Raw genomic sequence first — 13,577 nt, forward strand, 5'->3', positions numbered from 1 at the left:
GGGCTGCCGGCGTGGATCCGGCCCGAGTGGCTGGAGCCGCTGGTCGTGCAGGGCGAGCCGCTGGGCACGCTGCTGGTGGTGCCGACCGCGGCGCGCGCCCGCGTGCCGGTGCCGCGTGCGGCGGCGGTGGCTGCGCAGGCAACGGTGGCCGCACCCGCAGCCGACAGCTTCTCGTCGCTGGTGACGAACGACGCGGGGCTGCGCGACGTGATCGCCAAGGCGCGCCAGCTCTCGCGCTCGCGCGCGCCGGTGCTGCTGCACGGCGAGACGGGCGTGGGCAAGGAGGAATTCGCGCGCGGCATCCATGGCGCGGGCGCCGGCGCCTACGTGGCGCTGAACTGCGGCGGGCTGTCGCGCGAGCTGCTGGCCAGCGAGCTCTTCGGCTATGCCGAGGGCGCCTTCACCGGCGCGCGCAAGGGCGGCATGGTGGGCAAGATCGAGGCGGCCAACGGCGGCACGCTGTTCCTGGACGAGATTGGCGAGATGCCGCTGGACATGCAGCCCAACCTGCTGCGCGTGCTGGAGCAGGGCGAGCTGTACCGGCTGGGCGAGAACACGCCGCGCAAGGTGCGCTTCCGCCTGATCGCGGCCACGCACCGCGACCTGCGCCAGGAGATCGCGGCCGGGCGCTTCCGCATGGACCTGTACTACCGCATCGCCGTGACGAGCCTGCGCATTCCGCCGCTGCGCGAGCGCCGCGGCGACATCCCGCTGCTGGCGCGGCATTTCCTGCAGCGCTTCCGCGCCGAGCAGGGGCTGGAGCCGGGCGCCCTGTCCGAAGAGGTGCTGCAGGCGCTGCAGGCCTACGCGTGGCCGGGCAACGTGCGCGAGCTGCGCAACATCATCGAAGGGGCGGTGCTGCTCTCCGAGGGGCCGGTGCTGACCCTGGACGCGCTGCCGCGCGAGTTCCTGGAGGCGGCGCAGCCGGCGCCGTCCGGGCCCGCCGCCGCGCCGGCGCCGGCGGGCGGCGTGTGCAGCATCGCCGAAGGCGAGGAGGCGCTGATCCGCCGTGCCATCGAGGCCAGCGGCGGCAACCTGACGCTGGCCGCGCGCCAGCTCGGCATCGCCAAGAGCACGCTGTACGTGAAGCTCCAACGCTACGGGCTGTCGCGGGCCGGCGCTAGGGCTTGAGCATCGAGCGCGCCGGCTCTTCGCCCAGCGCGCGCTCGATGCCCTCGTGCCCGGGCGTGCCCGCATCCAGCGCCTTGCGCAGGTTGTGCGCGTACTTGGGCATGCGCTTGGGCGGCAGCAGCGGCTCGCTCGGGTCGATCACCGCCTCCACCAGCGCCGCTCCGGGGTGCGCCAGCGCCGCGTCGAGCACCGCGCCGCAGTCCTCGGCGCGCTCCACGCGCCAGCCGCGCAGCCCGAAGGCCTCGGCCAGCTTCACGAAGTCGATGGGCTGCAGCGCGCATTCGAACTCGGGGTTGCCCAGGAACATCATCTGTTCCCACTTGATCTGGCCGAGCGAGTCGTTGCGCACCACGACGATCTTGATCGGCAGCCGGTAGCGCGCCACGGTGGCGAGCTCGCTCAACAGCATGGTGAAGCCGCCGTCGCCGGCGAAGGCCACCACCTGCCGCTGCGGAAAAGCCAGCTGCGCCGCGATGGCGTAGGGCAGCGCGCAGCCCATGGAGGCGAGCAGGCCCGAGCCGGCGTAGCGCTGCCCCTCCCGGGCGGCGCAGTAGCGCGCCAGCAGCCCGGTGTTGTGGCCGGAGTCCCAGGCCACGATCGCGTTGGGGGCCAGCCGCTGGCCCAGGTCGCGCGCGATGCGGCCGGGCTTCATCGGCGCGCCGGGCCGCTCCACCGCGTCGTGCAGCAGCTGGCGCCACGCGGCCATGCCCCGCTGCGCGCCCTGCAGGAAGGCGCGGTCGTCCTTGCGCCGCAGCCGCGGCAGCAGCGCCTGCAGCGTCGCGCCCGCGTCGCCCACCAGCCCCACTTCCGCCGGAAAGCGCAGCCCGATGCGCGCGCCGTCGTGGTCGATCTGCACCCCCGCCGCCTGGCCCGGCTTGGGGTAGTACTCGATGTAGGGGAAGGTCGAGCCCACGATCAGCAGCGCGTCGCACTGCTCGAAGGCCTCCTGCGAGGGCCGCGTGCCCAGCAGCCCGATGCCGCCGGTGGTCAGCGGGTGGTCGTCCGGGACGAGCGCCTTGCCCAGCAGCGCCTTGACGATGGGTGCGCCCAGCGTGTCGGCCGTGGCCAGCAGCTCATCGCGTGCCTGCAGCGCGCCCTGGCCGGCGAGGATCGCCACGCGCTGCGCCCGGTTCAGCAGCTCCGCGGCACGGTCCAGGTCCGTGTCCGAGGGCAGCAGCGTGGCCTGCGTGCGGGTGAAGGAGACATGGTGCGCGACGTTGCGGCTGGAGGCCTTGACCGCCTTGGCCTCCTGCTCCTGCACGTCGGTCGGGATGGAGAGGTGCGCCACGCCGCGGCGGGCCAGCGCGGTGCGGCAGGCCAGCGCCACGGCGTTCTCCACGTGGGCCGCGCTCATGATGCGGGCGCTGTACTCGGCGACGTCGCTGAACAGCTTGGGCAGGTCCACGTCCTGCTGGGTGAAGGTGTCGGCCAGGTCGTGGTAGGGCAGGCCGGTGAGGGCCAGCACCGGTGCGCGGTCGAAGCGGGCGTCGTACAGCCCGTTGAGCAGGTGCACGCCGCCGGGGCCGGTGGTGGCGAGGCAGCAGCCCAGGCGCCCGGTCCACTTGGCATGGGCGCAGGCCATGAAGGCGGCGGCCTCCTCGTGGCGCACCTGCACGAAGCGGATGCGGTCGGCGCGCGTGCGCAGCGCCTCCATCACGCCGTTGATGCCGTCGCCGGGCATGCCGAAGACCGTGTCGATGCCCCAGCCGATGAGCGCATCGACCAGCAGCTCCGCGCCCTTGCGCGATTCCTTGGGGCTTTCCATGGGCAGCTTCCTTCGTCAGTGATGCGCGGGCCCGCGGCAACCGACGTTCCGCGGCCGGCGCGGAATGCGGCTTGCCCCGCGTAGCCCTGCCCGGGACGAGCCGCGCTTCTCCCCGGACGGCACCGGGGCCGCACCCGGGATGACGCATCAGGACGCAAACCGCGCCGGCTGCACCATGCGCGTGGCCACCACTTCCCACGGACTCCACTTGCTCTCCCCCGCACCCCCTCCCGCACCGCCGCTTCCAGCCGGCGAAGCCGCGTCCGCCGAGACGCCGCCCGGCCACGCCCTGCCCGCGCCACTGCAGACCGCCTTGCGCCAGGCGCCGCGCCGCTACCGCATGCCGCCCTTGCCGGCCGACGCCGGTGTCGCCCGGTCCGCCGGCGCGGAAACGGCGCTGGCCTTCGCGCTGGAGGTGGCGCGCGGCGCGGCCGAGCACCACGCGCCCGTGCCGGCCGGCGTGGACACGCTCTTCACCTGGGCGCTGGAGACGCTGATCCGCGAGTCCCTGCAGCCCGAAGGCGGCGATCCGAGCTTCCAGGCCCTCGTGCTGCGGGCGCGCGAGCCCGTGGTGGACGAATACGTCCGGCTGTCCGCCCAGGTCCTGACCGATGCGCGCGCGGTCCGCGCCGCCGTCAACGCCGTCGCGCATCCCGGCAAGCTGCGCCACCAGGCGCCCGCGGAGGTGCAGGAGGCGCTGGCGCCGCTGCACCGCCATGCCATGGCGGGCGAGTGGTCCGCGCTGCGGCCGGCTCTGGAGCCCCTGCTGGCGCAAGCGCCGACGGACGACGCCGAGCCGCGCGCCCTGCTCGAAGCGCTGTCGGACCTGCCCGCGCTGCAGCGCCTGGAGCGCGGCGCCGCATTGCTGCGGGACGAAGCCGTGCAGCGCTACCGCGCCCTGTGCGAGCGTCGCGGCCCGCTGGCCGGCACCGCCTCCGCCGCGGCGAACGGCCGCGCGGCGGCCCGGCTCGGTGCGGCGGCGGAAGCGGGCACCGTGCAGGCCTTCAACCAGGTCGCCGCACTGCTGGACCGCGAGGCGCCGGGGGGTGGGCGCCACTCGGTCGTGCACGGCCTGCGCATCCCCGGCCACTACCCGGGCGTGGCGGCGCAGACCAAGGGCGAGTGGGACGTCGCGCTCGTACGCGCCGTGGAGGCCTCCGACACGGTGGACATCGTGCTGCTGGCCGAAGTGAAAGCTTCCGCCGCTGCCGCCACCACGGACCTGCCGCGCCTGCTGCGCGGCCTGGAGCGGCTGGCGCAGGCCCAGCCCGATGCCAGCTACACCCTGGCGGCCAACCGCGGCGAGGTGAAGGTGAGCGGCGGCTCGCTGCGCGCGCTGCAGCCCCGGGACGAGACCTTGCCGCCGCAGGTGATCTATTGCTGCGCGGCGCCGACCGAAACGCCGCCGGCCATGCTCAGCGCCGCCACCAAGGCGGTGCTGTTGACCGACGCCGCCTGCGTGGCCTTCGCCCGCAGCCTCGTCGAGGGCGGTTCGCTGGACGCCGCCACGTTGCTGCCGCTGTGGGCGGACCTGCTCAACCGCCCCCTGCGCTGGCGCTCGGTGCTGCGGCAATACCCCAACGCCTGCCATGCACGCGAGGCGATGCTGCAGCCGCAGGACCTGGTGAGCGCCCTCGTGGCGGCGATGGCCGCTTGATGCCGCCGCTGCCCGCCGCCTGTGCCGGGGCGCCCTGGCCGGCGTGCGGGAAGGCCAGCGACGACTTGTTTTGCCCATGGAGACCCGCCGTGCGTGACCGTCCGCCTGTCCACTCCCATTGCACTCGCGCGTTCCGCGTGATCCTGGCGCTGGCCCTGGCCACGGCCGTGCTGGCCTGGTTCGGGTGGCGCATGGGTGGGTTCGAGGACGGCGCCGCGACACTGCGCACGCTGGCGGTCGCGGGCATGGCCGGCGCACTGGGCTACGCCCTGGCGAAGTGGCTGCTGCTGGCTTTCGTGGTGGGCATGGCGCCGGTGCTGGTGCTGCTGGCGCTGCTGGGCGGCTTGTGGAATTGAGTGGCCGCGACCCGGCCCGGGCGTCCCGCAGTTACCCCCGCGATCTGTGGACAACTCTGTGACGTACCTGCTCGCGGCGAAGCTAAGCCCTTGATTTGTCTGGTTGTTGTGGGTCGTGCCTAAAAAATGGGCATTTCCGGGCTGTCCATGCCGTCCCGCGGCCCTGCCGGGCCTCAAGCGCCTACCAGTCGGGATGCTGGTTCTCGACCCGGGCACACACCACCAGCGCGGTGGTGATCTCCAGCAGCCGCGCCTGCAGGTCGCTCACGTCGGACTGGTGCAGCGGCTGGCTGCTGACGCTGGCGGCAAGCTCCTGCCATTGGCGCAGCTCCGAACGCAGCCGCTGCGTGGCCCAGGAGGGCGCCACGGCGTCGGCCGCCTCGTCCAGCGGCCGCAGCAGCGCGTGCGCCTCCTCGACGATGCACCGGCACAGCGCTTCCCATTGCGAACGCGACAACTGCTTGCCCGCGTAACCGGTGCGCATCTGGCCCAGTTGGCGCTCCAGGCCGTGCAGCCGCAGCGCCAGCGCTTCCAGATCGACGGCCTGCACGCGGCGCCAGGCGTCGCGCGCGCCGCGTCCTGGCCAGTGGCTGGGACGGTGGCGCCACGCCGCGTGCAGCACGCGCCACAGCTGGCAGCGAAACTTCCGTTCCCTCAGCGCCATGCGGCCTCGGGCGCCGCGAGCGGCGAAAGAGAAACTCGGGTCATTTACAAAGCGGTAGTGGATTCACTCGCGCCCAGTAGGCCTGCCCCTCCACGGTGCGCCTGTTGCGAGCCGCTGGATTTGTGCGCCCGGGGCAACCAGCCGTTTCCCCCGGACCGAGTGGTGTGGTTGCCGATACATCCGATACGGACAGGGTGTCGTGAATCCGCATCGTGCCTTGCCAATAGTTGCGCCATGTGTTAGGCGCCGCATTTCCTTCAACGACCTCATGACGAAACGAAGTTCCCGCCGGCTGCTTTCCGCTCCCCTGTTTTCCAGCCTGCGTTCGCCCGAGGCGCTGCGCGCCGACCTGTTGGCCGGGCTGCTGGGCGCGGTGCTGGTGCTGCCGCAAGGCATCGCCTTCGCCACGCTGGCCGGGCTGCCGCCGCAGTACGGGCTCTATTCCGCCGTGGTGCCCTGCATCGTCGCGGCGGTGGCGGGCTCCAGCCGTCATGTGGTGTCCGGGCCCACCAATGCCAACTCGCTGGCGCTGTTCGCCATGCTCACGCCGCTGGCCGCCGTGGGCAGCCCGGCCTACGTGGAGCTGGCGCTGGCCGTGACGGTGCTCGTCGGGCTGCTGCAGTTCGCCACCGGCGCGCTGCGGCTGGGAGCGATCGCCAACTTCATCTCGCCGACGGCGCTGCTGGGCTTCACCACCGGCGCGGCGCTGCTCATCGTGGTGCATGCGCTCAAGGACGCGCTGGGCCTGACCCTGCCGCCCGGCGCCAGCGCCGGCGTGGTGCTGCGCGCGGCTTTCACGCAGGTGCCGCAACCCGGCGCGCTGCTGGTGGCGTTGGCGACACTGGCCACCGCGGCGGGGCTGCGGCGCTGGCGGCCGGGCTCGCCCTTCATGCTGGTGGCGCTGGCCGTGGGCACGCTGCTGGCGTGGGGCCTGCAGCACTGGGCGCCGCCGGCATGGCAGCTGCGGCTGCTGGGACCGCTGCCCTCGGCGCTGCCGCCGCTGCACGTGCCCAGCGTCAACCTGGAGCAGCTGCCGCAGCTGCTGGCCATCGCCGCGGCGCTGACGGTGGTGGCGCTGGCGCAGTCCATCGCCATCGCCAAGGCCGTGGCCGCGCGCTCGGGCCAGCGCATCGACGCCAACCGCGAGTTCCTGGGCCAGGGCCTGTCGAACCTGGTGGGCGGCCTGTTCTCCTGCTACGTCTCCTGCGGCTCGCTCAACCGTTCCATGCCCAACCTCGAAGCGGGTGCGCGCTCACCGCTGGCGGCCGTCGCGTCGGCGCTGCTGGTGGTGCCGATGGTGGCACTCACGGCGCCGGTGCTGGCGTGGATTCCCTTTGCCTCCATCGCCGGGTTGCTGGTGCTGGTGGGCTGGACGCTGCTGGACCTGCCGCGCTGGCGTCGCCTTGCGCTTGCCAGCCGCCAGGAGCTGGCCGTGGCGCTGATCACCATGGCCGCCACGCTCACGCTGCACCTGGAGGTGGCGGTGCTCATCGGCAGCGCGCTGTCGCTGGGGCTGTACCTGCACCGCACCTCGCGCCCGGCGCTGCGCAGCATGGGTTTCAGCGGCCCGCGCGGCGACCCGCACCGGCCCTTCGTGGTGCTGGCGCACACCGAGCACGCGCAGCCGGAGTGCCCGCAGCTGAAGCTGCTGCGCATGGAAGGCTCGGTCTACTTCGGCGCCACGGCCCACGTGTCGGACCGGCTGCAGGCGCTGCGCGACGCGCCGCGGCCGCAGAAGCACCTGCTGGTGATGGCCAAGAGCATGAATTTCGTGGACGTGGCCGGCTCGGAGCTGTGGCGCCAGGAGTTGCGCGCGCGCCGCGCCATGGGCGGCGACCTGTACTTCCACCGCCCGCGCCCGGGCGTGCTGGCGCAGTGGAAGCGCGACGGCTTCCTGGACGAGCTGGGCGAAGGGCACATCTTCCCGGACAAGCGCCGCGCCATCGCCGCCATCACCCATCGGCTGGACTGCCCCACCTGCACCCGCTGCACGGTGCGCGTGTTCGAGGAATGCGCCACCTGGCCCGGCCCGGGTTGCGAAAAAGAGAAGCTGGCTTGACGCCACCAGCCCTTCACCCCGCAACGTCCCAGATGGCGGGATCAGCGCGCTGATCCCGCTCAACTCCGCCGTAAGCCTGCCGATAGCGCCCCGTCAGCTTTCAGCAAGAAAACGCGCAAGGAGACAGACGGCGATGTTCGAGAACCTCAAGACCCGCATGGTGCTGCCGCTGGGCTTTGCCTGCGTGCTGCTGTTCATGGTGGCCGTGACGGCGGTGGGCGTCAGCGGCCTTAACGACGTGGGCCGGCTGCAGCGGCAGGCGCTGGCGGCCGAGCGCGCGGCGATGGCGCAGGAGATCGAGCGCGAGGTGGCCTCGGCGAGCCGCCTGATGATGGCGCTCACGGGCGTGGGGCTGCTGGTGGGCGTGGCCTTCGCGGTGGGCCTGGTGCGGGCGATTTCCAAGCCCCTGGGCGAAGCCGTCTACATCGCCGAGACCGTGGCCGCGGGCGACCTGAGCCAGGAGTTCGACACCGAGCGCGGCGGCGACTTCGGCCGGCTGCTGGGAGCGCTGGGCCACATGGAGAACACGCTCACGGACCTGGTCACGCGCATCAAGGGCAGCACCGACCTGATCGCCACGGCCTCGCGCCAGATCGACGGCGGCAACTCGGACCTGGCCCGCCGCACCGAGCAGCAGGCGGCCTCGCTGCAGCAGACCGCCGCCAGCATGAGCCAGCTCACCGAGACGGTGAAGCTCAACGCCGATCGCGCGCACTCGGGCAGCTCGCTGGCCGCGCAGGCCAAGCAGGTGGCGGAGCAGGGCGGCTCGGTGATGGCGCAGGTGGTGCAGACCATGGACTCCATCAACCAAAGCTCGCGCAAGGTGTCGGACATCATCGACGTGATCGAAGGCATTGCCTTCCAGACCAACATCCTCGCGCTCAACGCGGCGGTGGAGGCCGCGCGCGCGGGCGAGCAGGGCCGCGGCTTCGCCGTGGTGGCCGGCGAGGTGCGGCAGCTGGCGCAGCGCAGCTCGCAGGCGGCCAAGGAAATCAAGGAATTGATCACCGACGCCGTCGATCACGTGGACAGCGGGTCGGCGCTGGTGCGCCAGGCCGGCGGCACGATGCGGGACATCGTGCAGGCGGTGCAGCGGGTCAACGGGATCCTGGGCGAGATCTCGGCCGCGCTGGCCGAGCAGACCGGCGGCATCCAGGAGGTGAACCAGGCCGTGTCCCACATGGACCGCGTGACGCAGGAGAACGCCGCGCTGGTGCAGCAGGCCGTGGCCGCCACCTCCGCCCTGGCCGCGCAGGCGCGCTCGCTGCAGGGCGTGGTGGACGAGTTCAAGCTCGAGGCTTGAGCAAAAAAAAACCGCCCGGGCCAGGTCCTTTGACGGACCCGGCGCGGGCGGGAGAAGGTTCGCCTGTCGAACCCTGATTCCGCTTACTGCGCCTTGAGCCCCGTGGGCGCCGCCACGCTGATGGCGCCGGTCTCGAATTCGAAGGGGCCGCGCTCGTACACGCCGTCGCCGCCGCGGGTGTTGCCCAGCGCGTCCACGTTGAAGGGCGCGCCCAGCGGCATGCCGGTGGGGAAGGCCTTCTTGAGCCTGAAGTCCTTGCCGGCGATGTTCATGAAGGGATTCGCGCTGTCGGTGATGCCCTTGGACTCGCCCTGCGTGCCGCCAGAGTTGATGAAGACGTTGTAGTCGTGCTTCGAGAAGCGCGAGAAGTTCGGGCTGTCGCTGTTGTAGAAGATGTTGTTGTAGGCCTCGTTGCCCGAGGCCACGCGCGGCAGCGAGCTCAGCGGCGCCTGGTTCACGTTGATGAAGGCGTTGTTGTAGACCTTGGCGTTGTGGAATTCCTCGCCGCCGTTGCCGGTCCAGCCGCCGATCACGCCGTTGGCCTCCTGCCAGCTCGCGCCGTCCGGACGGTAGAACACGTTGCCGTACACCAGCAGCTTGGCGCTGCGGTTGGAGGAGTTGTCCCACATCAGGCCGCCGGTGCTGCGGATGTCGGTGACCAGGTTGTGGCGGAAGGTCACGTCGCCCACGCTGCCGGAGAAGCCCCAGATGCTGGCGACCTCGGAGTGCACCGCGCCGGAACCGTTGTACGACTCCACCCAGCCGTGCTCGATCACGAGGTTGCGCGGGCTGACGAAGAAGGGGCAGCGGCCGATGCCGGTCATGCGGAAGTACGACAGCGTCACGTTGGAGGCGCCGTACACGGCCAGGCCGTCGTTGGAGTAGGAGCCACCGGCGCTGCTGACGCTGCCCTTGCCCACCAGCTCGACGTGGCGGATGGTCACGTTGTTGGCCGTGCCTTCCTGGCCGACGTTGATGACGGGCCTGGCGTCGCCGCGCTCGACGATCTTGATGCCGAAGTTGCCCACCCAGTTGTTGGCCGCGCCGCCGCCGGTCTGGCCGTCGATGACCCAGTAGGGGCTCTTGAAGTTCAGCCCGCCGCCGAACACCGCCTGGCCGCTGCCGTAGGCGCTGTTCCAGCCGGTGTTGGTGCCGTGGTCGCCCGCGGTGGCCTTCTTGATGGTGATGGTGGCCGTGCCGCTGGCCGGCGTGGAGAAGGTGCGCGCCGGGTACAGGCCCGTGGCGATGTAGTAGGTGTCGCCGCGCTGGAGATTGGTCGGCAGCGCGGGCAGGGCATTGGTCCAGTCGCGGCCGGAATCGTCGCCATTGGCGCCCGGGCGCACGTACCAGGTGGCGGCGCTGGCCAGCGCCGGCAGCAGGAAGGCGGCACCCAGCGCCGCCAGGCGGAAATATCGGATCGTGTTCATGACGTTCCCCTATTCGAGTCGATGGTGTGTGGTGTGGCCGGTGTAAGGATCCGTCAGGGGATCGCCTTGGTGGCCTCGCTCGAATAGGTACTTTCCGCGCCGCCCGCCGCGACGGCGGTGACCGCGAAGTAATAAGTGGTGCCTCTGTCGAGGTTGGGCACCGAGACGGTGGTGTTGGTGACGAACAGGCCCTGCCCCTTCTCCTGCGCGTAGCTGCGGGAGCTGGTGCCGTAATAGACGCGGTAGCCCTGCACGGAACCGGTGGGCGCGTTCCAGGTCAGCAGCGCCGAGCCCGTGGCCGCCGGTGCGGGCGCGGGCGCGGGGGAGGGTGCGGGCGCCGGAGCGGGCGCGGGGGAAGGCGCAGGAGCCACCGGGGCCGGCGCGGTGTCCGCCGCGTAGACCTCGCAGACCTTGGTCACGCCCACCGCCGGATCGGAACCGAAGAAATCGTTGGCGCATTGCGCCGAGCCGGCTTCCACGTATTTGCCGACCCAATTGCTGCCCGAGCCGTAGCGCACGAAACTGCGCGTGGCGAGCTTGAAATAAGCATATTCGCTGGCCACCCTGGTCCAGGTACCGGACGAGGTCGGGGAAATGGCTTGCGCAGTTTCCTGGCCATTTCCGGCGGCAGTGGCGGCAATTTCACTGTCCTCGCCGCCGCCGCAGGCGGTGGCGAGAAAGGCGCTCGCCATCAAGGCGGCGAGCAAAGAAAGGCGGGAGGAGCGATTTTGTGGCGGCATGATGTCTATAAAAGCAGACATGAAAAAGGCATCCCGGCGCCGAGCCAAATGGGCCAAGACCGGGGGCGGCTGAGCGCAGTCGATGCCTAGTTACTGCGCCGAACTTGGGAGCACGGCTGTCGGCTCGTGACCGCGCAGCGACGTGACCCGATACGCATGAAACCGGGTAAATAACCAACGAAATTCATGCGATTTTTGTTGATTGGTCGGTCGGGTTGGGAAGGACTCGCTTTCAGGAAATAGCCCGGAACGGCTTCGTCACAGTTTCGGAAAATGGATCCGTTTACTTCCCTTTCGCAAGGATGCAAACGTGATACAAAATCTGATTGAAACGAAATTTCTCCCCGCGCCCGCAGTAGGCGCAAGACGAAGCAGCCGTGGAGTGGATGGCTAGATGATAGATATGAATTGATAGCCCGTCCCGGCGTGATGACAATGCTTAGACAATGAAAACATCTGACACATCGTCTGCCGAGGTGCGGCGAGGGCCGGAAATCCGGCAAATTTAATTTAGGTTTAAACAATATGCGGGTTCTCCCTGGGCGGGACAACCCGGTGCCGGGCGCTGGGAGCCGGGGGGCTCGTCTGGGGTGGCGCGCCGCGCCGCGGCACGCGGGCGGCGACCGTTGCGGCCACCGCGCGGGTTCAGTGTGCTCAGGTCGGGCGCGGACCCATTTCGAATTCGAAGCCCGCCACGCCGGCCACGCCGCCGCGCACGTGGTCGCCCGGCTGCAGCGCGCCGACGCCGGCGGGCGTGCCGGTGAAGATCAGGTCGCCGGGCTGCAGCGCCACGGCCTGCGAGACGTGGCTGATGATGTCCGGCACCGGCCAGATCAGCTCGGTGAGGTCGCCCTGCTGGCGCAGCTCGCCATTGACCTGCAGCCAGATGCGCCCGGCCTCCGGGTGCCCCACCGCCGATACCGGCTGCAGCGCGCTGCAAGGTGCGGACGCATCGAAGCCCTTGGCCCAGTCCCAGGGCCGGCTCATCTGCTTGGCCGTGTCCTGCAGGTCGCGCCGCGTGAGGTCCACGCCCACGCCGTAGCCCCACACCAGCCCCAGCGCCTGCTCCGGCGCGATGCGGCTGCCGCCCTGGGCCAGCGCCACGACCAGCTCGACCTCGTGGTGCAGGTTGGAGGTCAGCGTGGGGTAGGGCACCACGCCCTCGGCCGGCACCACCGCATCGGCGGGCTTCATGAAGAAGAACGGCGGCTCGCGCGTGGGGTCGTTGCCCATCTCGCGCGCATGCGCGGCGTAGTTGCGGCCGACGCAGAACACGCGCCGAACGGGGAAGCGCGCGGTGCTGCCGGCCACGGCGAGCGAGGGAGTTGCTGGGGGCGGGAAAACGAAGTCGGTCATGTCGTGTCTCCTGAGGCCCGCCGCGAACAGCGCGGGGGCGCGAAGCGCAGCGTAGCCGCCGGCGCATGCCGCGCCGGTCCCGCCGCCCGCGCGTTGTCCATGCCGCGGGACGGCACGGCTTATGCCCCGGGCGCAGGACCCGTTTCGCCGGATAGGAGGAGTCCCGCTGCCATGGCCCTGCGCCCAATGCCGCCCCGCCCGCGCGCGGGCGCCCCGCGGCTGCGCCACGGGCTGCGCACGGCGCTCAGCGCCCATGTCAGCAACGGGCTGTCGGCCGCGCTGGGGCTGCTGTTGATCTCGGCCGGCGTGCACGCGGCGCTGGGCGCGCCCGCCGCGGCGGCGGCGTCGGTGGGTGTGCTCGTGTGCATCCCGCCGGACCAGCCCGCGCCCAGGCACGGCAAGCTGCTGCGGCTGCTGCCGGCGGCGCTGTTGGGCTGGCCGCTGTTCTGGGCCGCCTACGCGCTGCACGGCAATGCGTGGCTGCTGGGGCTGCTGCTGGTGCCCGCCACTTTCGTCGCCTTCCTGGCCGGTGCCTGGGGCAAGCGCGGGCTGCCGATCGTGGTGTCGGTGATGTTCGCGCTGGTGTTCGCCATGGCCGTGCCGCGCCACGAGGCCGCGGACGCGGCACTGCGGGGGGCGCTGCACTTCGGGCTGGGCGCCGGGCTGTACCTGCTGTGGGCCACGGCGGCCAATGCGCTGCTCAATCGTTGCTACCGGGTGCAGATGCTGGCCGGCGTGCTGTTCACGCTGGCCGAGCTGATGCGGCTGCAGGCGTCGCGCTTCGTGCCGGCGCCGGGCGCGGCACCGACGCTGGAAGCGCTGCTGCGCCGCCAGGCCGCGCTGGCGGACCAGTTGCAGACGGTGCGCGACCTGGTGCTGGAGTCGCCGCGCACGCCGCGGCGCCAGCGCCAGGCGGGGCTGCTGCTGCACGTGCTGGAACTGCGCGACCATTTGCTGGCCTGCGAGCTGGACCTGGAGGGCCTGCTGGCCCACCCCGGCCACGCGCCGGTGCTGGCGGGCCTGCGCGCGATGCTGCTGGGCGCCGCGGCCGACGTGGAGGCGCTGGCCGATGCGCTGCTCACCGGGCGCGCGCCGGCGGCATCCGAGACGCGGCGCCAG

Annotated in this window: 11 protein-coding genes; 6 read left to right on the forward strand and 5 right to left on the reverse strand. The window is 71.5% G+C overall.

Translation table 11 applies throughout. From position 1 onward, the window contains the following. On the forward strand, nt 1-1,131 hold a 1,131-nt coding region (locus Q0741_RS26450; protein WP_298236183.1), incomplete at its 5' end, for a sigma 54-interacting transcriptional regulator. Here Q0741_RS26450 and Q0741_RS26455 read toward each other — a convergent pair. Next, nucleotides 1,121-2,896 (reverse strand): thiamine pyrophosphate-dependent enzyme, encoded by a 1,776-nt coding sequence (locus tag Q0741_RS26455; protein ID WP_298236184.1) that lies wholly within the window; start codon nt 2,894-2,896, stop codon nt 1,121-1,123. The two genes, Q0741_RS26450 and Q0741_RS26455, sit on opposite strands and share 11 nt — an antisense overlap. A 208-nt stretch (nt 2,897-3,104) precedes the next feature. On the opposite strand from Q0741_RS26455, the gene Q0741_RS26460 reads away from it, so the two are divergent. Both Q0741_RS26460 and Q0741_RS26465 read left to right on the forward strand, forming a co-directional pair. Continuing rightward, the gene (locus Q0741_RS26460; RefSeq protein WP_298236185.1) at nt 3,105-4,553 is read left to right on the forward strand and encodes a hypothetical protein; all 1,449 of its coding nucleotides are present in this window, start codon (nt 3,105-3,107) and stop codon (nt 4,551-4,553) included. An 89-nt stretch (nt 4,554-4,642) separates the two neighbouring features. Further along, a complete protein-coding gene (locus tag Q0741_RS26465) occupies nt 4,643-4,909 on the forward strand; it encodes a hypothetical protein (protein ID WP_298236186.1) in 267 nt (88 codons plus the stop codon). A gap of 181 nt (nt 4,910-5,090) precedes the next feature. On the opposite strand, the gene Q0741_RS26470 is transcribed toward Q0741_RS26465, so the two are convergent. Then, nucleotides 5,091-5,573 carry a hypothetical protein gene (locus Q0741_RS26470; protein ID WP_298236187.1) on the reverse strand — a complete coding sequence of 161 codons (483 nt, stop codon included), beginning with the start codon at nt 5,571-5,573 and terminating at the stop codon, nt 5,091-5,093. A 268-nt stretch (nt 5,574-5,841) separates the two neighbouring features. Here Q0741_RS26470 and Q0741_RS26475 point away from each other — a divergent pair, with 268 nt between their 5' ends. Continuing rightward, nucleotides 5,842-7,632, forward strand: coding sequence for a SulP family inorganic anion transporter (locus tag Q0741_RS26475; RefSeq protein WP_298236188.1), 1,791 nt, complete (start codon nt 5,842-5,844; stop codon nt 7,630-7,632). Between the two features lie 133 nt (nt 7,633-7,765). Next, on the forward strand, nt 7,766-8,935 hold the full coding sequence (locus tag Q0741_RS26480) for a methyl-accepting chemotaxis protein (protein ID WP_298236189.1): 1,170 nt from the start codon (nt 7,766-7,768) through the stop codon (nt 8,933-8,935). 83 nt (nt 8,936-9,018) lie between these two features. Here Q0741_RS26480 and Q0741_RS26485 read toward each other — a convergent pair whose 3' ends face one another. The 3 genes from Q0741_RS26485 to Q0741_RS26495 form a co-directional block, all read right to left on the reverse strand. Then, nucleotides 9,019-10,362 (reverse strand): hypothetical protein, encoded by a 1,344-nt coding sequence (locus Q0741_RS26485; protein WP_298236190.1) that lies wholly within the window; start codon nt 10,360-10,362, stop codon nt 9,019-9,021. Between the two features lie 53 nt (nt 10,363-10,415). Then, complete coding sequence (locus Q0741_RS26490; RefSeq protein ID WP_298236191.1) at nt 10,416-11,123, reverse strand: fibronectin type III domain-containing protein; 708 nt, start codon at nt 11,121-11,123, stop codon at nt 10,416-10,418. A gap of 633 nt (nt 11,124-11,756) precedes the next feature. Then, a complete protein-coding gene (locus Q0741_RS26495; RefSeq protein ID WP_298236192.1) occupies nt 11,757-12,458 on the reverse strand; it encodes a fumarylacetoacetate hydrolase family protein in 702 nt (233 codons plus the stop codon). Between the two features lie 171 nt (nt 12,459-12,629). Here Q0741_RS26495 and Q0741_RS26500 point away from each other — a divergent pair. Continuing rightward, nucleotides 12,630-13,577 (forward strand): FUSC family membrane protein (locus Q0741_RS26500; protein ID WP_298236193.1); only part of this gene is annotated, 948 nt, incomplete at its 3' end.

This window comes from uncultured Azohydromonas sp. (assembly GCF_937926365.1).
GTDB lineage: Bacteria > Pseudomonadota > Gammaproteobacteria > Burkholderiales > Burkholderiaceae_C > Azohydromonas.